15 protein-coding genes and 2 pseudogenes are annotated in these 19,270 nt (G+C 70.6%); 11 read left to right on the top strand and 6 right to left on the bottom strand.

Translation table 11 applies throughout. From position 1 onward, the window contains the following. Window positions 1–491 precede the first annotated feature (491 nt). Window positions 492–1,100 carry an NADPH-dependent FMN reductase gene (locus B4N89_RS30445; protein ID WP_078978960.1) on the top strand — a complete coding sequence of 203 codons (609 nt, stop codon included), beginning with the start codon at window positions 492–494 and terminating at the stop codon, window positions 1,098–1,100. 374 nt (window positions 1,101–1,474) lie between these two features. Beyond that, complete coding sequence (locus B4N89_RS30440; RefSeq protein WP_143658136.1) at window positions 1,475–3,478, top strand: serine/threonine-protein kinase; 2,004 nt, start codon at window positions 1,475–1,477, stop codon at window positions 3,476–3,478. Between the two features lie 137 nt (window positions 3,479–3,615). On the opposite strand, the gene B4N89_RS30435 is transcribed toward B4N89_RS30440, so the two are convergent. Beyond that, entirely contained in the window at window positions 3,616–4,005 is a 390-nt protein-coding gene (locus tag B4N89_RS30435; protein WP_078978958.1) for a RidA family protein, read from the bottom strand. Window positions 4,006–4,076: 71 nt separating this feature from the next. Between B4N89_RS30435 and B4N89_RS30430 the strand changes: the two genes are divergently transcribed. Continuing rightward, entirely contained in the window at window positions 4,077–5,012 is a 936-nt protein-coding gene (locus B4N89_RS30430) for a LysR family transcriptional regulator (protein WP_078978957.1), read from the top strand. Between the two features lie 63 nt (window positions 5,013–5,075). Here B4N89_RS30430 and B4N89_RS30425 read toward each other — a convergent pair whose 3' ends face one another. Then, window positions 5,076–5,945, bottom strand: coding sequence for a LysR family transcriptional regulator (locus B4N89_RS30425; RefSeq protein ID WP_078978956.1), 870 nt, complete (start codon window positions 5,943–5,945; stop codon window positions 5,076–5,078). 97 nt (window positions 5,946–6,042) lie between these two features. On the opposite strand from B4N89_RS30425, the gene B4N89_RS30420 reads away from it, so the two are divergent. The 3 genes from B4N89_RS30420 (at window position 6,043) to B4N89_RS30410 (ending at window position 8,104) form a co-directional block, all read left to right on the top strand. Beyond that, window positions 6,043–6,330 carry a YciI family protein gene (locus tag B4N89_RS30420; protein WP_078978955.1) on the top strand — a complete coding sequence of 96 codons (288 nt, stop codon included), beginning with the start codon at window positions 6,043–6,045 and terminating at the stop codon, window positions 6,328–6,330. Between the two features lie 182 nt (window positions 6,331–6,512). Continuing rightward, window positions 6,513–7,115, top strand: a complete 603-nt coding sequence (locus B4N89_RS30415; protein WP_078978954.1) for an RNA polymerase sigma factor — start codon at window positions 6,513–6,515, stop codon at window positions 7,113–7,115. Continuing rightward, window positions 7,112–8,104 carry a hypothetical protein gene (locus B4N89_RS30410; RefSeq protein ID WP_078978953.1) on the top strand — a complete coding sequence of 331 codons (993 nt, stop codon included), beginning with the start codon at window positions 7,112–7,114 and terminating at the stop codon, window positions 8,102–8,104. The genes B4N89_RS30415 and B4N89_RS30410 overlap by 4 nt, the downstream gene beginning before the upstream one ends. Before the next feature lie 43 nt (window positions 8,105–8,147). On the opposite strand, the gene B4N89_RS30405 is transcribed toward B4N89_RS30410, so the two are convergent. After that, complete coding sequence (locus tag B4N89_RS30405; RefSeq protein ID WP_078978952.1) at window positions 8,148–8,957, bottom strand: endonuclease/exonuclease/phosphatase family protein; 810 nt, start codon at window positions 8,955–8,957, stop codon at window positions 8,148–8,150. Between the two features lie 619 nt (window positions 8,958–9,576). On the opposite strand from B4N89_RS30405, the gene B4N89_RS30395 reads away from it, so the two are divergent. After that, the gene (locus B4N89_RS30395) at window positions 9,577–10,338 is read left to right on the top strand and encodes a hypothetical protein (RefSeq protein ID WP_078978950.1); all 762 of its coding nucleotides are present in this window, start codon (window positions 9,577–9,579) and stop codon (window positions 10,336–10,338) included. Window positions 10,339–10,470: 132 nt separating this feature from the next. Here B4N89_RS30395 and B4N89_RS49165 read toward each other — a convergent pair whose 3' ends face one another. Then, complete coding sequence (locus B4N89_RS49165; RefSeq protein WP_143658135.1) at window positions 10,471–10,779, bottom strand: hypothetical protein; 309 nt, start codon at window positions 10,777–10,779, stop codon at window positions 10,471–10,473. A 231-nt stretch (window positions 10,780–11,010) separates the two neighbouring features. Here B4N89_RS49165 and B4N89_RS30390 point away from each other — a divergent pair, with 231 nt between their 5' ends. The 3 genes and pseudogenes from B4N89_RS30390 (at window position 11,011) to B4N89_RS30380 (ending at window position 15,647) form a co-directional block, all read left to right on the top strand. Next, entirely contained in the window at window positions 11,011–13,425 is a 2,415-nt protein-coding gene (locus B4N89_RS30390; RefSeq protein WP_161500865.1) for a WD40 repeat domain-containing protein, read from the top strand. Between the two features lie 239 nt (window positions 13,426–13,664). Then, window positions 13,665–14,893: pseudogene (locus B4N89_RS50065) on the top strand (hypothetical protein). Next, the gene (locus B4N89_RS30380; protein ID WP_201260943.1) at window positions 14,877–15,647 is read left to right on the top strand and encodes an alpha-ketoglutarate-dependent dioxygenase AlkB; all 771 of its coding nucleotides are present in this window, start codon (window positions 14,877–14,879) and stop codon (window positions 15,645–15,647) included. Before B4N89_RS50065 ends, B4N89_RS30380 begins: the two are co-directional and overlap by 17 nt. A 14-nt stretch (window positions 15,648–15,661) precedes the next feature. On the opposite strand, the gene menC is transcribed toward B4N89_RS30380, so the two are convergent. Continuing rightward, window positions 15,662–16,801 (bottom strand): o-succinylbenzoate synthase, encoded by a 1,140-nt coding sequence (menC, locus tag B4N89_RS30375; RefSeq protein WP_078978948.1) that lies wholly within the window; start codon window positions 16,799–16,801, stop codon window positions 15,662–15,664. Continuing rightward, a complete protein-coding gene (locus B4N89_RS30370) occupies window positions 16,798–17,676 on the bottom strand; it encodes a hypothetical protein (protein WP_235618861.1) in 879 nt (292 codons plus the stop codon). The genes menC and B4N89_RS30370 overlap by 4 nt, the downstream gene beginning before the upstream one ends. On the opposite strand from B4N89_RS30370, the pseudogene B4N89_RS51750 reads away from it, so the two are divergent. Further along, window positions 17,603–19,251: pseudogene (locus B4N89_RS51750) on the top strand (AMP-binding protein); the annotation flags it as partial. The gene B4N89_RS30370 and the pseudogene B4N89_RS51750 overlap by 74 nt on opposite strands. Between the last annotated feature and the right edge of the window lie 19 nt (window positions 19,252–19,270).

Genomic DNA, 19,270 nt, shown 5'->3' with positions numbered 1-19,270 from the left:
CCACCGGCCACCGGCCACCGGGCACCGGGCACCGGGCACCGGGCACCGGGTATCCGATCGAAAGGACGGCATGGTGATCCACGCTCTACGAGGCAGACTCCGCAACTCGAAGGCTCTGCGGTCGATCCGCCACACCTGGGCAACAGGCGTGGCGATCGTCCTCCTGCTCGCCGCAGCGACGACCCGACCCCCGGTCGGCTGCTTCGGGTCGGACCGCCGAACCACACCGACACACCCATGCGGCGTCGGGATCGGTGTTCGGTGCCGGTTGTCCGCTGAACCGTGAGGCACGGGGCGAGGCACCGATTCGGGACGAGCCCAGACATGTGGCACGCTTGCCCCGCGCCGGGGACAGCCGGTGAAGGATTCGTGGCCGCCGTCATCCGTCACGCTCGTGGCGAACCGCGGCGGATCCGGGAGCCGCCGAAGACCACGGGCACGGCCGACAGGGTCATCCGGCGGCACCCGAGCACACCGCAAGGAGGTCTCACATGGACGACGCCCAGACCCCGAACGCCCAGGCGACGCGGCGGGCGGGCGATCGCGTCGCCGTCGTGGTCGGCAGCACCCGCCCGACCCGGATCTGCCCCGGCATCGCCGAATGGATCCGCACGGCCCTCCAGCGGGACAGCCCCCTGACCTACGAACTGCTCGACCTCGCCGACGTCGACCTTCCCCTGCTCGACGAACCGCTGAAGGCCGCGCTCCAGCAGTACGAGCACGAGCACACCCGCCGGTGGAGCCGCACCGTCGGCTCCTACAGCGGCTTCGTGTTCGTCTTCCCGCAGTACAACTGGGGCTACCCCGCCGTCCTGAAGAACGCCCTGGACTTCCTGTACCGGGAATGGCACGACAAGCCGGCCGCGGTCGCCGGCTACGGCACCCGCGGCGGGAACAAGGGAGTCGCCCAACTCCTGTCCGTCCTGCAGGGCCTGCACATGCGCGCCCTGGACACCCACCTGGAACTGGTGATCACAGACGCGGACGTGGACGAGAACTGGCAGCTCAAGGACATCGAAGCCACCCTCCACCCCTACCGCGACCAAATCAGGGCCATCGACGAGCAAATGCTCGAAGCCCTCCAGGACGACCAGCAGTAGGACCGGCACAGCCCCGATACCCCGGCCCGGAATGGGACCGGTGCCTGGCGACCGTACGCGCCGCGCCGGCCGCGTGGGCGCGCCCGAGGCGGAGCCGCTGCTGCGCGGCGGTGGAACGGATCCCGACCACCGAGTTCGCCGCGCGACCACGGCCCGGTCTCCGGCGCCCCGCGCGCCCGGCGTCGACGCGTTGCAGCCGGGCGCCTGCGCCGGCGCTTCGACCGCCGGCCGAACTCCCCCGTACCTGGCCCGGATCGCACCTCGCAGCCGTGCTCGCGATTTCCCGCGCCCGTCGGGTGTTCGCGTCATCCGGATAGTTGAGAATGGCCGGAATCCGACCCTGATGACACACATTCGGCATACTCTGCGTGCCCGTGGGATCGCACAGGGTAGGGGGTCTGGTCATGGTGCACAACGGGCACGTGGGCGCCGGTCGCTACGAGTTGTCGACGCAGATCGGTTCGGGCGGAATGGGCTTGGTGTGGTTGGCCAAGGACACCGAGTTGCACCGACCGGTGGCGATCAAGTGCGCGCGCTTGAACGACGTGGGCAGCGCCGATCGTCTCAGAGAGGAGGCGCGGATCGCCGCGCGATTCAGCAGCGCACACATCGTGAACGTGTACGACACCCTGGTCGAGGACGACACCTGGTGGCTGGTGATGGAGTACGTGCCTTCCCGCAGCCTCGCGCAAATCATACGTGAGCAGGGCCTGTTCGTCCCCGAGCAGGCCATGTGGATCGGGCACCAGGTGGCGCGGGCATTGCAGGTGGTGCACCGGCACGGTGTGGTGCACGGCGATGTGACCCCGGAGAACATCCTGGTCACCGGCGAGTGGGTGGCCAAGCTGGCCGACTTCGGCATCTCGCGCGCGCTGGGAGCCGGCGGCACCGGGGTGGGCCCGGGCGTGGCGCAGGGCAAGCCGCGTTATCTCGCCCCGGAGGTCGTACGGGCCGGGCGCGCGGGCCGGGCCTCGGACATGTTCTCGCTCGGGGCCACGCTCTTCGCCGCGATCGAGGGATGCTCGCCCTACGGCGCGACCGAGGATCCGATCACTTTCGTCGAGCGCGCCGTCGAAGGGTTGATCGATCCGCCGACCCGAGCCGGACCGCTGACCCGAATCCTCACCGAACTCCTGTCGGTCGAACCCACACTCCGCCCCGACGCGACACACGTCGCGGAGCGGCTCGCGGGCGCCTCCCCACCCGCGACGCCCGCCTGGCGGGACGATTCCGCCCAAGCACGGAACGTGTCCGTGGAGGTATCGGTCGGATGCCCGCCGATGGTCGTATCGTTGCCGCCTCTGTCCGCGCCTGTCCCCACCGGCTCCCACGACGCGAGCGGACGAGCCGACGGAGTGGATCGGCGATGGTGGGTCGGGCGCAAGCACCTCGCCGTCGCGGCCGTGGTGGTCGCAACGGTCGTGACGGCGGCGCTGGTGGTCGCGCCCCGGCTCGAGGACGAACCTCGGCAAGAGAGCGCGGGCGCCTCCGGGTCGCCGCCGGCGTCACCGAACGCGGCGCCTGCGACGCCGGCCCTGACCGACGTCCGTGCGGTGGATCCGTGTGCCCTGCTGGACCCGACGGCCCTGTCCGGTTTCGGGGCGACCTCGGTCGAGCCGGCCTTCGGCAACTTCGACCGGTGCGACCTGCTGGTGCGTGATGCCGGGGGTGACAAGGTCGCCGGTGTGCGGCTCGTACTCGGTCTCGGCCCAAGGGATTCGGCGTCGCCGGCGCCCGGCGACCGAGTCGACGACACCGCGGTCGCCACGCGGGCGGACGGCGACGGTTCGTGTCGTCGCCTGCTGCGACTGCCCGACCGGATCCGGGTCACGATCGCGTCGCAGGGCTATGGTGACCGGTCGCCCGATGTGTGTCGGATCACCGACCTCACGACCGAACGCGCCGCGCGCCTGCTGCGCGACCACGGCACTCCCCCGCGATCCGCACCGCCCTCCCCCGAGTCGTTGGCCCGGCAGGACGCCTGCCGACTGTTGGGTCCCGGTGCACTGGGCCGGGTACCCGGTATCGAGGCCTCGGCGCCGGAGCCCGGTTTCGGCAACTGGCGTTGCCGCTGGCGCAGTACCGCGGGCAAAGGCGGCATCGACATCCAGTTCGATCGAAGCGAACCCCCGAACACGAGCACCGGCCGCCCGGGCATTCTGGGCGGGCGACAGGCCTTCGTGAGCCCCGAGATCGGAACGGGCGCCGATGCCGCCTGCACCGTACGGTTGGTGCACCGGTCGTATCCCGATCCTCGCAACCGCACCATCGCCGAGATCGTGCTGATCAAGGTCAGCGGCATCCGCACCGGGCGGCAACTCTGCGAGACGTCCGAGGAATTGGGTGCCGCAGTGACGATGGCTCCGCCGTCGGCGTGAGACCTTCCCGCCTACCCGAGACATCCGCTCGGACCGCCCTGGATCCGTGCGTTCATCGGACACGGACGCCGTCGCTCAGTGCCCCGACCTCGGCCCGGCTTTCGATTCGCGCGTGGCCGGTTGCGCCCGGTGGCCCGCTACGCGGTCGCCCGCCGGGCGTACACCTCGATCTCGATCCTCATCCGGGGATCGGCAAGCCCGCACACCAACATCGTGGCCGCCGGTCGCACCCGGCCGAAGCACCGGCGCAGCACCGGCCAACACGGTTCGAAGTCGGCCCGGTCGGGCAGCAGGTATCGCACCCGCACGACGTCGGCGAAGCCGCACCGCGCCTCGGTCAGGGCGGTCTCGATGTTGCGCAGGCATTGTCGTGCCTGTTCCACCACGTCGTCGGGGATCGTCATGGTGGTGTAGTCGAAGCCGGTCGTTCCGGACACGTGTACCCAGTCGCCGTCCACCACGGCTCGGGCGTAGCCGATGTGTTCCTCGAACGTCGAGCCGCCGAGGATCGCGCGTCGTTCTGTCATGCGGCGAAGTTAGGCGAGCGTGGTCGATACGTCCAATACGTCGTTCGTTGTCGTGTGATATCCCTGCGCGTATGGAACGCCCCGAACTTCCCCTGCCGCAGCTGCACGCCTTCGTCGTGCTCGCCGAGGAACTGCACTTCGGCCGTGCCGCCGCCCGCCTGGGCATCGCGCAGCCCCCGCTGAGCCAGCAGATCCGCCGCCTCGAAGACAAGGTCGGCCACGCGCTGTTCAGCCGCGAACCGGGACGCGTGACGCTCACCCCCGCGGGCCGGGAACTCCTGCCCGCCGCACGCCGGATCCTGGCCCACCTCGCGGACGCCCTGGCGGCGGCGCGCGCCGCCGGCAGCGGACGGGTCGGCCACCTGCGCATCGGCTTCGCCGCCTCCCTCGCCCCGACCGTACTGCCGGGCCTGCTGCGCACCTTCCACGAGCGGTTCCCCGACGTACGTCTGCACATCCGGGAGATGACCACCACACCGCAACTCGCCGCACTCCACGACCGCAGCATCGACATCGGCCTGATGCGCGAACCGCCCACCGACGACGAACCCCGACTCGGCTTCAGGACCGTACTGACCGAACCCTTCGTCGCGGTACTGCCCCGCACCCATCCCCTCGCGACCCGACGAACACTGCGCGTCGCCCAGTTGGCCGACTCGCCCTTCGTACTCCTGCCGCGCCACGTCGGCCCACACCTGCACGACCGCATCATCGACCTGTGCACCACCGCCGGCTTCACCCCACACGTCGTCCAACACGCCGTCGAATGGCAGACCGTCTGCGCCCTGGTGGAAGCCGGCCTCGGCGTGTCCCTCGCCCCGGCAAGCATCCGCCGCATCCGCCTCCAGGGCGTCACCTTCCGCACCATCGACCCCGACGCCCCCCACACCCGCGTCGCCATCGCCTGGCGCACAGACGACCGAAGCCCCCTGGTCGGCAACCTGCTGAAGGCCATCGACCAGGATCCGCCGAACAGCTCGCGGAGGACGGGCTGTCAGGGGCTGTGATGCCGGGGGACGAGGGCTGCGCCGGTGGTGATGGCGTGGGCGTCGGGAGGCGAGGGGCGGTCGTCAGGCCGGGATGTCGGTCAACTGTTCGGCCCAGGGTGTGTGGGCGGCTGCGGCCAGCGCCAAGCGTTCGCGGGGCGGGTTCGGGCCGACCGGGCGCCAGGCGAGGTCCGGGTCGTCGGTCGAACCGTCACGGGTGCGCAGGGCGATCAGGTCGTCATGGCCGATGAGGCGGTGCCGGTAGAGGGTGTGGCCGCTGTGCTCCTCAATCACGGTCTCCGGGATCCAACCGTGCTCGCGAAGACGCGCGAGGACGCCCGCCGCGTAGCCGGGCGCACGCTCGGCCGGGAACCAGAGCAGGCGCTGTCCGGACAGGTCCGACCAGGTCAGCTCCGGGCAGTCCGCGAGCGGATGACGTCGGTGCAGGACGACGCCGAGCGGCGCGTCGTCCACAAGGTGCAGGACGAGACCCGATGGGTCGACCGGGGTACGAAGGATCCCGAATGCCAGCGTCCCCGCGCGCAGCATGTCGCCCTGGGACTGCGAATCGACCTGCCGGTAGTCGAGGAGCAGCGCTCGTCTCCGCGTCATCGCCTCCTCGGCCCGGGTCAGGACGGATCGGGGCACCCCGTGGCACACCCCGACGGTCGCCGTCGGCCGGACGTCGCGTGCCGCCGCGATCGAGGAGCGCAGTTCGTCCAGGGCCCGGTTGACGCCGTTCAGCAGCAGGCTCCCGGCTTCGGTGGGTTCCATGCCCTGCGGCGTGCGTCGGAACAGCGGGGTGCCGATACGTTGTTCCAGTCGCCGGATCTGCTGACTGAGGCTGGGCTGGGCGATCCGCAACCGCCGGGCCGCCTCGGTGACGGTGCCGGCCTCGGCGACCGCGGCGAAATAGCGCAGTTGCCGCAGCTCCACGTCGGGGACATCGTCCATGCCACGTTCCTTCGACCTGTACGTATAGGTGTCAGCCTATGGCGTGGACGCGGACAGGTCTTGGCGCGTTCCGGTCGCCGTGGTCTTTGCTGGGCTCATGTACGTGATTGTGCTGCGCTACCAAGCCCCCCTGACGACCATCGACGCGCTCAAGGACGCGCACTACACCAACCCGGACGGCGTGTTCGCCAAGGGCATGGTGCGCTACGCCGGACCGTTGGAACCCCGCACGGGCGGGGTGATCATCGCCGAGGGCGAACATGCCGCCGTCGAGGCCGCCGTCGCCTCCGACCCGTTCATCGTCACCGGCGCCGCCACCGCCGAAATCCTCCGCTTCCACCCCACCATCCGCCCCGGCGGCGCCGACTTCCTCCACGTTTCGTAGCCGGCTTCGTCGAGGGTCGACAGCGCCTTTCGGCGGGGGCGCGGTCGTGGTCGCGATCCCACCGCGCGGCAACTCCGCGCGGTGGAAAGCGGCGGGCTCCACGGCGGGCCGCCGTCGATCTCGCGTGCGGCGGTGGGCGATCCGTTCGGGAACCCGAGACGGTCCGCCGTACAAGACAGGGTGTGACCATCACCGCGATATCCGACCGCGAGTTGTGGGAGAGGGCGTGCGCAGGTGACCCCGAGGCGTTCGGGGTCATCTTCGACCGGCACTCCCGCGCCGTCTTCAACCACCTGTCCCGCCGCACCGCTTCGTGGGTCGAGGCCGAGGATCTGACGTCGGTCGTCTTCCTGCAGGCCTGGCGTCATCGAAACGGCGTCACCCTGGACCGGGACAGCGCGCTGCCGTGGCTGCTGGGCATCGCCCGCAACACCGCCGCCAATGGCGGGCGGGCTCGCCGGCGCTATCAGGCGCTCAAGGAACGCCTTCCCACGCCGTCACCGGTCCCCGACCATGCCCAGGACGTCGCCGATCGCATCGACGAGGAGCGCGCCCTCGTCGCACTGCGTGAATCCGTCGCTCGCCTGCCCGTACACGAACGCGGGGTGATCGAACTGTGTGTGTGGAGCGGACTGGACCAACAGGCCGCCGCCATCGCGCTGGGCGTGGCCGTGGGCACCGTCAAGTCGCGCCTGCACCGCGCCCGCCGCCGACTCGGCGACGACCTGCGTGAACACGCACCGTCCTCCCGCAACTCCCACGCCGTCGCCGAGGAGACATCGTGAAGTCGCCGAACCCGATCCCGGCCGAGCGGGAGTTGCCGCACAGCGCCGCCCGCCGCGCCGAGCTGCTCGCCCTCCTTCCCCTCGCCGACACCCAGGTGTCGGAACCACCCACGGCCCGGCGGCGCATCCCGGATCGGCTGGTACCGCCGCGCCGGGTACTGCTGCCACTGGCTGCCGCGGCGACGGTCGCCGGCCTCGTCACCGGCGTCCTGCTCGGGGTCTCCGACGACGACCGGGCCACCCGGATTCCGGGGCCGGCCGGCCCGCCGTCGGCAGTACCCTCCGCGACCGTCCCCACGCCCCCCGTCGTGGACCGCACGCTGCCGCCCGGGCAGGTACCGGTACCCGCCGAGGTCGCGGTACCCGACGCCGAGGCCGGCCGATTCGTCGCCGCGTGCGCCGCTTCCCGACTCGACCCGGCCACCGCAAGCGGATACCGCCCCTACTTCACGGTACGCAGCCCGCGCGCCGCCGACCCCGGGCACGTCTACGCCGTCGCGGTCGACCCGTCCGGACGCCACGCGTTGCAGTGTTCCGGCTCGGCTTCGCCCACGGCTCAGTGGGTCCAGTCGGATTTCGAACTGCTGACAGGGACCGTGCAGGTGGACAACAGCGGTGGTACCAAGTCCGGTTCCGCCTGGACCGATTACGCCGCGGGCCGCTACAACGCCCCCGTGGCGCGAGTCACCATGGACCGGGGCACCGGAGAGCGCTCGGCGATCATGTCGGGCGGCGTCTGGTACGCGGCGGAGACCGTCGGGTACACGCGCGAGGCCGCCGAGGCGTTCCAGGCCGGGCGATTTCCCCGGATCCGCGGCTACGACGCGGCGGGCAAGCTGATCTGGGACTCCGCCCGAGACATCCCCGAACCGGGGTCGGCGGAATGCGTCCGCACCCCCGACGGCCGGGTTCTCGACTACAAGGGTCACGCCGAGCCCGACCCGGCCACGTGCCGCCCGGCACTGCCCTGGACCGCCGGCAACCGTTGAGCCGCAGCCGGCCCATCCACGGGCAGCGCCGGATGGGCCGGCCCTATTGAGCGCTTCGGAGTTCGAGCAGCAACGCGCGGTGGTCGGACACCTCGGGTGTGGTCTGGACTTCGAAGCGCGTCACGGCGTCGGGGTCGGACACCAGCAGGTAGCTCGCGTGCCGGCATGCCTTGGCGTAGTGGGAGGTTCTGGTGTCGGATCGGCCGACCAGGTCGGTCAGTCCCAGGTCGGCCAGGATCCGGTGGGTTTCGCTGTCGGGCAGCACGTTGAAGTCGCCCGCGACCACGGTGAGGTCTGCGGGTCGGCGGGTGTCGGTCACCAACCGTGCCAGGCGGTGGGCCTGGGCGCGGCGGGCTTCGGTATCGCCCTTGCCCTGCGGGTCGCGCAGGCCGTGCACGTTGACGACGGTGACGTGGCGTCGGGCCGCGCGGTCGAAGAGGCGTACGGCCAGGGCCGCTCGGGGCCGGTCGCCCGCGGGCCATTCGTCCCGGTGTTCGGTGTAGTCGCCGTGCAGGAAGGCCGAACGCACGCCGATGAGCGCCGACCCGTCGTGAACGAACGTCGCCACGCCGAAGTCCTGTCGGTGGCGCCGACGGTCCTCGTCGTGGACGGGCCCGGAGTCACCGGCGACGTGGAGTCCGTGGTGCCGGGGCAGCCTCGCCCGGATGTCGGCCAACAGGTCCGCGCGTTGGGGCAGCGACCGTTCCGCGTCGTCGTATCGCGTCCAACCGCCGAGTCCCGGCGTGTGGGTCACTTCCTGCACACACAGGACATCGGCCCGGCAGGTTTCGAGCCAGGGACCGAGGACGCCGTACCTCGCGCCGCCCCAGGCATTGATCGAGATGATGCGCATCGTGCGAACCTACGTCACGGACGGCGCGACGCGTTGGGCGCACACTTCGGGTGGTTGCCGAGCCAACGCGAGTCGCAGGCCTGGCAGTTGCGCCGGATGCGTGGGGACCGCGCTCTCCACCGGGCCAGGGAGTACGCCAGTCGCCCCGGGCAGGGCCTCGGCGCGCCATGGGCGAGGAGCCGACGACGGCGTCGCGCCCGGAGGGCCCATGGGGGGATTCAGACTCTCCCGACCTCAGCGCAACCATCAGCTGCACATCAACCTATCCCGCACGTCCCATCGACGCGTCCTTTCGTTGCGCCAACGCTCCCGGGCTCCGGAGCCTGCGGTCGGCCGATGAGATGCCGGGCGGTCCTCCCGTGCGGCCCCCGCGATGCGGATCGTGTCGCCGACCGCCGCCTCGCCCGACAGTCGGCGGAACCCGGACCGGCGCACCGCGAACACGCGGGACGACGTCGCCGGGGCATCGGCTTGGCCGCCACGTCGCGCCGGTATCTCCGAGCACCGCGCGAACCCCGGTGGATCTCACTCGAACGGCGGCCCCGGAGTCATGCGGGAGTCGCTATACAGGGGGACACACGATGGGAACAAACGCCTCGTCTCGTCACGGAGGTTGCGTATGCCCGATATCCGAAACGGCCGCTTCGGTCGCAGGCTGCTCGCGCTCGTGCTCGCCGCCGTGGCGACGCTCGCCGTGGGCCCCTCGCCCGCCGTCGGCGCCGCATCCGCTTCGGCCGCCCCGCCCGGCTCGGAAGAGGTGTCGCAGACCCAACGCGGCCGACGACTGTCCGACGGCACATGCCGCTTCACCGAAAGCGGCTCCGGCTCCGCCGGTTCCGCGCGCTCCGCCGTCACGACGACCGTCGTCGAGACCGCGTACGACGCCGCCACCTGCACCCGCACGACGGTCAGCCGCACCCGAACGGACGCCGTCAAGGCCGCGACGCGAACCGACCCGACGGCACACGGCACGGGTACCGCCTCGCACCCCGCGCCCTGGACACTGGACCTGCGAGTGGCCGTCGTCGACCCGCTCGGCATCGAGGTCACCGCCACGGACGCCGCGCTCGAGTGGGCGCCGGATCCGCAACGAGGCCTGACCAGTCGGCACCACTCCGACTGGAACTGGTTCACGCCGAGCGGTTGGACCCGCACGGCCCACGACCAACACCACACCAACGACGGGATCAGCGCGGCGACGGACACCACCGGCGCCTTCCGCAACGACGTGTTCTGCCTGACGATCACCACCTTCACCAACCACCCGCTCACCCGCGTCGAGGGACGCTCCGACGGTTCCTGGCGATGGAGCCACAACGTCGACAAGTCCGGCGGCTGCAATGAACTCCTGCACTACAGCCGCACACTGACCACCCCCTGACCGGCCGAGGCGAAGATGCGAGGAGCCTCGCTCCGCCGTCCGGCTCGGCAGCGTGCCGGCGTCGGGATCCACTCGGGTGACGTCGACAGACGGGGCACGAGCACCACGACGCTGCGCGATTCGACAGGTCGTCTACGGCGGGTCGGGGGGTCTGGTGCGCAGGGCGGCGAGGTCGACGAGGACGGCTGTGCGTTCGGTGGCGTCGGTGATGGTGCGGGCGGCGTGGACGGCTTCGTCTTCGAGGGCGGCCCGGCGTTGTTCGGCGTGCCGGGTGGCGCGTTCCTGCTCGCGTGCGGCGCGCAGTTGCAGGACCAGGTGCACGATCACCGCCGCCGCGCCCAGGGCGAACAGCGGCAAGGTGATCCATGCGGGCGCCTTCACGGCGGCGGAGAACAGGGGCGCCAGGACCGGCGCGGCGGTGGTGGTGAGCGGGCTGGTCATGGCGTCCCCCGGTGGGTGTCGGCGGGGCTTGTTGCCCCGTGTTTCCACCGTCGGCCCTGGTCACTGCGCCGGACCGGTTTCGGTCACGTCCTGCCGATCATGGGCGGGAGGCCGCCGGGTTCGGGCGGTTCTTGTCGGCGGTTGGCCTGCGAACGTCGTTGCCGGGGAGGAGACTTGGCAGATCTGGGCGGCTGCTTGCGATGGGGCGCGTGTGCGCGGGGCGGGGGGCGTGTGGCGATCGCGATGCCGGGCGAGGAGCGGGTGCCCCCGGGGGCGCGGCGGGACCTGATCGTGGCGCTGCACCGGCTGTATACCGATGCGGGGCGGCCCAGCACGCACGTGGCCGCCAAGGCGATCACCGGGGACGACAGCCTTCCGGCGCCGGTCAGCCGCGAGACGCTGGGCCAGTTGCTGAACGGGCGGTCGGTCCCGGACTGGCCGCGCTTGGAGGCCGTCGTGCGGCACTTGGCGGCCGCCTCGGTACGCCGTCCGGACGTGGAGGGGGAGGTGCTGCGCTTCCACGAGTTGTGGCTGGCGGACCGCGATGCCCTCTCGATGGCCGACCGACCGACCCCCGGTCCGGTGCGCGGCCGTGCAGGCGACGAGGACAACGGGGAGGTCGGGGGCGCGAACGCGGCCGTACCGCTGCCTCGGCTGCCCCCTCTCCCGGCCCGCTACGCCCCGGCCGGCGCCCCCCTCACCGGCCACCTCGGCGCGGTCCGGGCGGTCGTATTCTCCCCGGACGGGTCGCTGCTGGCCACCGGCGGCGAGGACGGCGAAGTGCGGTTCTCGAACCCGGACACCGGCCGCCCGGTCGGCGATCCCCTGACCGCCCACCCCGGGCGGATCGTCGCTTTGGCGTTCTCCTCGAACGGGTCGCTGCTGGCCTCCGGTGGCACCGAGGGGTCGGTGCGGCTGTGGGACCCGGCCGCCCGACGCCCGGTCGGCGGCCCCCTCGCCGGGGGCCATGCCGGAACGATCCTCGCCGTGGCGTTCTCTCCCGACGGGTCGCTGCTGGCCTCCGGTGGCACCGACGGGTCGGTGCTCCGGTGGGACCCGGACACCCGACGCCACGTCGACAGGCTGTTCACCGGACGCTCCGGACGGGTCTTCGCGGTCGTGTTCTCCCCGGACGGGTCGCTGCTGGCCACCTGCGGCTACAAAAACCGGGTGCAACTGTGGGACCCGGTCACCCTGGAACAGATCGGAGAACCCCTCACCGGCCACACGGGCGTGGTCCGGGCGCTGGCGTTCTCTCCTGACGGTGCGCTGCTGGCCTCCGGCGGCTACGACGGGGTGGTACGGCTGTGGGACCCGGCCGCCCGACGCCCCGTGGGCGACGGCCTGACCGGCCATGCCGGCACGGTCCTCGCGGTGGCGTTCTCCCCGGACGGTGCGCTGCTCGCCTCCGGCGGCGAGGACGGCGCCGTGCGATTGTGGGACCTTGCCACCGGCCGCTTGGTCGGCAATCCCCTGGCCGGCCATGCCGGTGCGGTCTTCGCGGTGGCGTTCTCGCCGGACGGCGCGCTGCTGGCGTCCGGCGGCGATGACAGGTCGGTGCGGTTGTACGCCCGCCTCGCCCCGCGCACGCTGTCCGCGACGCTCGCCGAGCGGGCGTTCTGCGCCGATGTCGTCGCCGCCGGGGTGGTGCCGTTGCTGCCGCTGACCGGCCATCGTGGCCGGGTTCCGGCGCTGGCGTTCTCCCCGGACGGGTCGGTGCTGGTCACGGGCGGCGCCGACGAGACCGTGCGGTTGTGGGAACCGGCCACGCGACGTCCGGTCGGCGATCCCCTCATCGGCCACACCGGCGAAGTGTTCGCGGCGGCGTTCTCCCCGGACGGATCGCTGCTGGCCACCTGCGGCGCCGACAAGACCGTGCGGTTGTGGGAACCGGCCACCGGTCGTCGGAGCGGACGCCTCCGCCACCCCGGCGGAGTCTTCGCGGTGGCCTTCTCCCCGGATGGGGCTCTGCTCGCGACCGGATGCGACGACGGCGGCCACGAGACGCTGCGATTGTGGGACCCGGCCACCGGTCGCCCGGTCGGTGATCCCCTCGACCACCGAGGGCGGGTCCTTGCGGTGGCGTTCTCCCCGGACGGGTCGGTGTTGGCCGCCTGCGGCACCGACGAGATCGTGCGCTTGTGGCGCCCGGCCGCGCGACGTCCGGTCGGCGATCCCCTCATCGGCCACACCGGCGAAGTGTTCGCGGCGGCGTTCTCCCCGGACGGATCGCTGCTGGCCACCGGCGGCGTCGACAAGACCGTGCGGTTGTGGGACCCGGTCACCGGTCGCCCGGTCGGCGGCCCCCTCGACGGCCACACCGATACGATCCGGGTGGTGGTGTTCTCGCCGGGCGGGTCGCTGTTGGTCACCGGCGGCGCCGACGAGACCGTGCGGTTGTGGGATCCGGCCACCGGTCGCCCGGTCGGTGCCCCCATCGGGCACACCGGCCGAGTCGTCGCGGTGGCGTTCTCGCCGGACGGGTCGCTGTTGGTCACCAGTCCCGGCCGCGAGGGAGCGGTGTACCGGTGGGCGGTGCCCCCGACGGACGACTCCGCACGGAGATCGGCACGGTTCCCCGCGTGGCTCGGGCCTCGGCCCGGTTCGCCGGCGCCGGATTCACCGGCGTTCGGGGCGAGAGCCTGACGGACACCGAGCGGCTCGTCGTTGCCCGAAAGTCGTGATGCGGGCGAACGGCCCGTGATCGAGGCGCGGTTCGCGGGCGTGGTCGGCGGCCACGACGGTCGTGTTCCGGGTCGAGCGCGCACACGACGTGCCCACCGCACCTCGCCGGGCGCTCTCTGCCCGGGACCGCTGTGGCCCGTTGCCCACTGTGGAGGCCCGTGAGAGCATCAAGGTTTTGAGCGAACGGCAGGTAACGCACGATGCACACACCAGAGTTGGCAGAAGCCCGTATCGAGGATGCGAGCAACATCCTGGTTGCGCCCTCGGGGTTGCGTGACAATGACTTGCTCAGGGAATTCTTCGGGTCCACGATCACGCCGGAGGATCTGGCCTCCGCTCCGCCCGATCTCGCGCAGAGGACTGTCTATCTGTGTGGCGATATATCCGCGATCAGCGGCCGTCAACTGCGGGCGGCTGCGCGGGTATTCGTCATCCGGGAGCTGTCGCACGGCTACCACGAGGACGTCGACGAACCATGGACGCTCGTCGACCTCGGCCGCGTTCCCATCCGGGTGCACGGCGTCGGCGTGTACTACCGCCGCTTTTTCGCACTCGACGCCGACCACTTCGGGCGGATCAGTGCCGAGCACGCGTTCCAGTCCCTGACGGAGTCCACCAAGCCCGGAACAGCCCATCGCAGTGGGATCTATCTGACGCCGGTCACCCGAAGCGGTGACGAACTGCATTTCCGTTTGCTCCGCTGCTCCACGAATCTCTCGGGGCCGACCGAGGGCTTTCGCTCGACCGACACGCACATCGTCGAGGCGCTGAATCGCGAGGCCGCCACCGTTTTCCGGAATCACGCACCGCTGAATCACGTTCTTGCCCAGATTTACCACAACACCCTTGCCACGGCCGAGCGCAAGCAGTCCAAGGCCAAGATCTCGGCGCATGCCGACAAGACCAAGGACATGCCGGTCAATGGCATCATGGCCTTCTGCACGTTCTATGACGGTCTCGACAAGCTGCAGCCCCTGGCCGAAGACCCGTTCGACTACGGCGTGAAGCGTGCCGGCGGGCTGACCAGACTGCGCTTTCACCTCAAGGAGCCGATCGACGAACGCGATGGGGTCGCGCTCCCCTCGCAGTTCACCCTGACGCTCTATCCCGGCTCCGTGTTCTTCATGCCGCTGTCCACCAACCGCCTGTACACGCACGAGATCCGGCCGTCGACGTTGGACGCCGAGCTGCTCCCCACCCGCCTGGGATACGTGGTGCGCTGTTCGAACGCCGAAGCTGTTCACAAGGACGGCCACACGTTCCTCAAAGTGGCCGAGGATCTGGTGAGGTTGGGGCCGCCCACACCGGCCGGCATGGACGAGTTGCGCAGGCTGTACGCCGAGGAGAACAGGACCTCGTCCTTCATCGACTATGGGAACGAGTTCGTTTTCAGCATGAACAGGGGGACTACATTGCCCCTCGGGTCTAGAGTCCCGGACGCGATCCTCTCCTGCACCTTGCCGACCGAGGAGAATCTCTTTGCGGAGCTGTCCGCGTCGGTTCGTTGGGAAGACGTCGGAAAGGGTCGGCGAGGCGCCGTGCTCACCAGGGTCGACGAGGCCGGTGGGGTGGCCCTCGTTCGTACCACCACTCGATACAGCACCCCGGCACAGCGTTTCCGGGCGGTGCACGAACGGCTGGCGCAACGGATCCGAGAGCGTGCGGCGCTTTCCGTCGATTTCAACAACGCTCTCATCGAGATCTATACGAACGCCTACACAACCATGGGCAGCCATTCCGACCAGGCCCTCGATCTGGCCGACGAGTCGTTTATCGCCGTCTTTTCCTGCTATCGACACCCCGACGCGAGCCTGCCGAGGAAGCTGGTCTTCGAGTCGAAGGGGTCCGATGGCGAGAAGTTCGAGATTCCTCTCGCCCACGACAGTGTCGTCGCGTTCTCTGTCGACTCGAATCGGCGGTTCAGGCACAAGATCGTTTTGGACACACCCGACCGGAAGGCGGACAATCAATGGTTGGGTGTGACGTTTCGAACGTCCAAGACCTTCGTTCGGTTTCGCGACGGATACGCATACCTTTCGCACGGAACACGCCTCGTGTCGGCCGATGATGAGCAGAGGCGTCGATTTTACCGACTGCGGCGCCGTGAGAACGAGGAGACGGACTTCACCTACCCCCTGCTGGCATACACCGTCAGCGAGAGCGATCTGATGCCGCCGGTCTGACGATGCCGCAGCGATCAAGGACTCCCGCGGCGACCTGTCCCCGGTCGGCTTCGGTGGAGTTCGGTTGTTGTCGTGGTGGCCTCGTCCAGTGCCGCCGGGATGGGTGTGACGCCGAGGCCGGGGCCTTGGGGGACTGTCAGGTGGCCGTCTTGCAGCGTGAAGGGCTCTGTGATGTCGGTGGCGAAGTAGCGGTTCGAGGCGGAGACGTCTCCCGGCAGGGTGAAGTTCGGTAGTGCGGCCAGTGCCGTGTTGCCGGCTCGGCCGAGGCCGGTTTCGAGCATTCCGCCGCACCACACCGGGATGCCGGCGGCGGCGCAGACGTCGTGGATTCGGCGGGCCTCGAGGTAGCCGCCGACGCGGCCTGGTTTGATGTTGACGATGTGGCAGGCGCCCAGCGCGATGGCGTCGGCGGCGGAGCGGGCCGAGACCACGGATTCGTCGAGGCAGATCGGGGTGCGCAGCGTACGGGCGAGGGCGGCGTGTCCGAGCAGGTCTTCTTCGTCGAGCGGTTGTTCGATCAGCAGGAGGTCGAAGGCGTCGAGTCGGGCGAGGTGTCGGGTGTCGGCACGGGTGTAGGCGGCGTTCGCGTCGACTTGCATGAGGGTGTCGTCGCCGAAGCGTTCGCGGACCGCGCGGACCGGCGCGATGTCCCAGCCGGGTTCGATTTTCAGTTTGACGCGTCGGTAGCCCTGCGCCAGATAGTCCGCCACGGCGTCGATCAGTTCCGGGACCGAGTCCATGATGCCGACCGACACCCCGCTGGGGACGCGGTCGGCGACGGCGCCCAGACCGGCCGCGAACGACAGGCCCCGGGAGCGCAGTTCGGCGTCCAGGACCGCCATTTCGAGGGCGGCCTTCGCCATGCGGTGGCCTTTGACCGCAGCGAGCAGGGGTGCCACCGTGTGGGCGGTCACGGACTCGGCCGACAGCAGTCGGGGCACCAGGTGGCGCAGGAGGACGTCCTGGGCGCCCTCGACGTATTCCGAGGAGTAGTCGGGTTCGGCTCCGGCGACGCACTCCCCCCATCCTTCGGCGTCCGGTGTGGTCACCTGCACCACGAGCGCCGAGCGTTCGTATTCGATGCCCAGGGACGTGCGGAAGGGGCTGACCAGCGGTAGGGCGATGTGTCGAAGGCGGACGCGCTCGATCCTCATCGTCCCTCGCCTCGGGTGAGTACGTAAGCGCATGCCGCGCGGTCGAAGTCGACCAGCCGGGCGCCGTCGGCCAACAGGTTGCCCAGGGTGTCCCGCAGGGCCAGGCGCCAGTCACGGGCCGCGGACGGTTGCCGGGCCCGGAGAAGGTCGATGTCGGGCGGTATGGCGACCAGGACCGTCCCCTCCCCCGCCTGCCGGGTCACCGGCCGGTCGCCGTCGATGTCGAGAAGGGTTCGGCGGGTCGGCCCGGCCGAAGCGGGAGTGGGCGTCGGTTCGTCGTCCTCGTCGCAGGCTGCCACGACTCTTTCGTCGCGCAGATCCCAGCGCAGCATCAGTCGATCCGACTCGTCGGCGGCGTTGAGTCCGTCCGAGAGGGGGCCGTAGTAGTCGGGCAGGTACGTGTCCGCCGTGCCGCCGAGTTTGTGGAGGTTGAAGTGGGCGTTGCGGGCGACGAGTGGGTCGAAGGTCCAGGTGATGCGGTCGACGCCGTGTTCCAGGGCGTGCGCCCGCTGGTCCAGTTTGAGCGCGTAGCCGACGTCGCGTCCGCGCGCGCCGACGTGGACGCCGGCGATGTGGCTGTGCATTCCGGGCCGGCCCGGTGGACCCCAGAGGCCGACGCATGCCCCGAGCAGCCGGGCGTCGCCGTCCGCCTCGTCGAACGCTCCCGCCACGTAACTGCCCGCGTCGGCCATCGCCTTGACGACGTCACCGGCGAGCGGCGGGCGGTCCGGCTCGGTCTGCCAGACCTCGCAGAGAAAGCGGGCGCAGGCGTGACCGCTCGCTGTCGAATCCAACATCCGGATGCGCACGCCGGATCTGGTGCCGGCGCTGTGTGCGCTCGCTCGTGCCGTGGTTGCCGCCACACCGATGTCCATGACCAGCCAGTATGCGCAACTCGCCGGCGTAGTAGGGGAATCGCGATCATCGTTAAGATCATCGTCGGTTGGATGCCAACTTCCGGTCACACCAATGATCCCCAACGCGACCTACGTTGGGGCCATGAACCTCGGTTGGCGGGGCCACCGGCATCCCGTCCTTCTCAGGCCCGACATCTCTTTAACGGACGCCGCCGTCCGGACGTTGGCGGAAGTCGCCCGACGGCTGGGACGGGAACTGGCGCTCGACGCGACCGCGATCGACCCGAAGACGGTCGCCGTTCACACGCACGACGCGGCCGACGACACGGCCGGGCCGACCGTGCGGGTACGGATCGACCCCGCCGGCTGGCTGTCGGTGGAACTGCGATGTCCTCCCGGCGATGTCTGGGAGCGGGCCGCTGCGGCGGTCTCCGAGATGCACGCCGAACTGCTGGGCGCGGTGCTGGCCGATCCCGACCCGGACCTCGACCTCGGTGGGGTCGCCGCGCTGTCCCCGGACACCGAGTCGGCGGTGCTGGGCCCGCTCGCGGGGACACGGGTGGACCACGGCCCCTACCGCAGTGTCCCGGAACGGATTCTGGCCGTCGGCCGGTCCCTCCCGGATGCCGTGGCGGTGTACGCCGCCGACGCGACGCTGACCTACCGGCAGTTCCTCGCGCACGCCGGCACGCTGGCCGCCCGGATCCGCGCCGCCGCACCGAGAACCGGCACATTGGTACCCATCCTCGTCGCGGACGGCCTCGCCCTGCCGGTGTCCTGGGCCGCCGCGATGATGGCCGGGATCGGCTATGTACCGATCGACCCCCGCTGGCCCGCCGTGCGCATCGCGCACATCCTCGATCTGCTCGACGCGCCCGTGGTGTTGTGCACCGATCCGGCCGTCGTCCCCGCCTCCCACCGCGACCGGGCGTTCGTCGTCGAACTCGGGACACAGCAACGCAGTTCATTTTCGGAGACGCAACACCGGAACCGGCGCCGCACGACGTCGTCTACGGCGTCTACACCTCCGGCACGACCGGAACGCCCCAGTGCGCGGTCAACCTGCACGGGGGCCTGGCGAACCGACTCGCCTTCATGGATCGCTGGTTCGGTCCCCCGCCGGACCGCGAGGTGGTGCTGCAGAACACCCGGCACACCTTCGATTCGGCTTTCTGGCAGCTGTTCTGGCCGCTGACCACCGGCGGGGCCACGGTGGTTCCCACCGCCGGTGAGCATCTCGACCTGCAGCACACCATCGACCTCATCGACACCCACGCCGTGACGGTCACCGACTTCGTACCGGCGGTACTGGGCGCGTTGTTGACCCTGTTGGAACGGCGGCCGGCGACGGTCGAGCGATTGCGCTCGCTGCGGCACCTGGTGGTCGGTGGCGAGCAGATCAATCCGCAGGACGTGCGGGCTCTGCGGGAGTTGCTGCCTGGATTGCGCGTCAGCAACGCGTACGGGCCCTCGGAGGCGTCCATCGGGATGATCTTTCACGAGGTGACCGCCGAGGACGGCGACGACATCCCGCTGGGGCGGCCGATCGACAACTGCGTCGCCGTCGTCGTCGACGTCGACGGGCGGCCCCTGCCGCCCGGAGCGACCGGGG

This window comes from Embleya scabrispora (assembly GCF_002024165.1).
Lineage (GTDB): Bacteria > Actinomycetota > Actinomycetes > Streptomycetales > Streptomycetaceae > Embleya > Embleya scabrispora_A.
The sequence above is the reverse complement of the archived record's forward strand: the minus strand, read 5'-3'. Positions and strand labels throughout refer to the sequence as shown.

Coding starts and splice junctions, on each gene's coding strand:
- B4N89_RS30435 (WP_078978958.1), bottom strand. CDS start 4,005: ATGACAGAACGACGCGCGATCCTCGGCGGCTCGACGTTCGAGGAACAC.
- B4N89_RS30405 (WP_078978952.1), bottom strand. CDS start 8,957: ATGCGCATCATCTCGATCAATGCCTGGGGCGGCGCGAGGTACGGCGTC.
- menC (WP_078978948.1), bottom strand. CDS start 16,801: ATGAGGATCGAGCGCGTCCGCCTTCGACACATCGCCCTACCGCTGGTC.
- B4N89_RS30370 (WP_235618861.1), bottom strand. CDS start 17,676: ATGGACATCGGTGTGGCGGCAACCACGGCACGAGCGAGCGCACACAGC.
- B4N89_RS30420 (WP_078978955.1), top strand. CDS start 6,043: ATGTACGTGATTGTGCTGCGCTACCAAGCCCCCCTGACGACCATCGAC.
- B4N89_RS30445 (WP_078978960.1), top strand. CDS start 492: ATGGACGACGCCCAGACCCCGAACGCCCAGGCGACGCGGCGGGCGGGC.
- B4N89_RS30425 (WP_078978956.1), bottom strand. CDS start 5,945: ATGGACGATGTCCCCGACGTGGAGCTGCGGCAACTGCGCTATTTCGCC.
- B4N89_RS49165 (WP_143658135.1), bottom strand. CDS start 10,779: ATGACCAGCCCGCTCACCACCACCGCCGCGCCGGTCCTGGCGCCCCTG.
- B4N89_RS30395 (WP_078978950.1), top strand. CDS start 9,577: ATGCCCGATATCCGAAACGGCCGCTTCGGTCGCAGGCTGCTCGCGCTC.
- B4N89_RS30430 (WP_078978957.1), top strand. CDS start 4,077: ATGGAACGCCCCGAACTTCCCCTGCCGCAGCTGCACGCCTTCGTCGTG.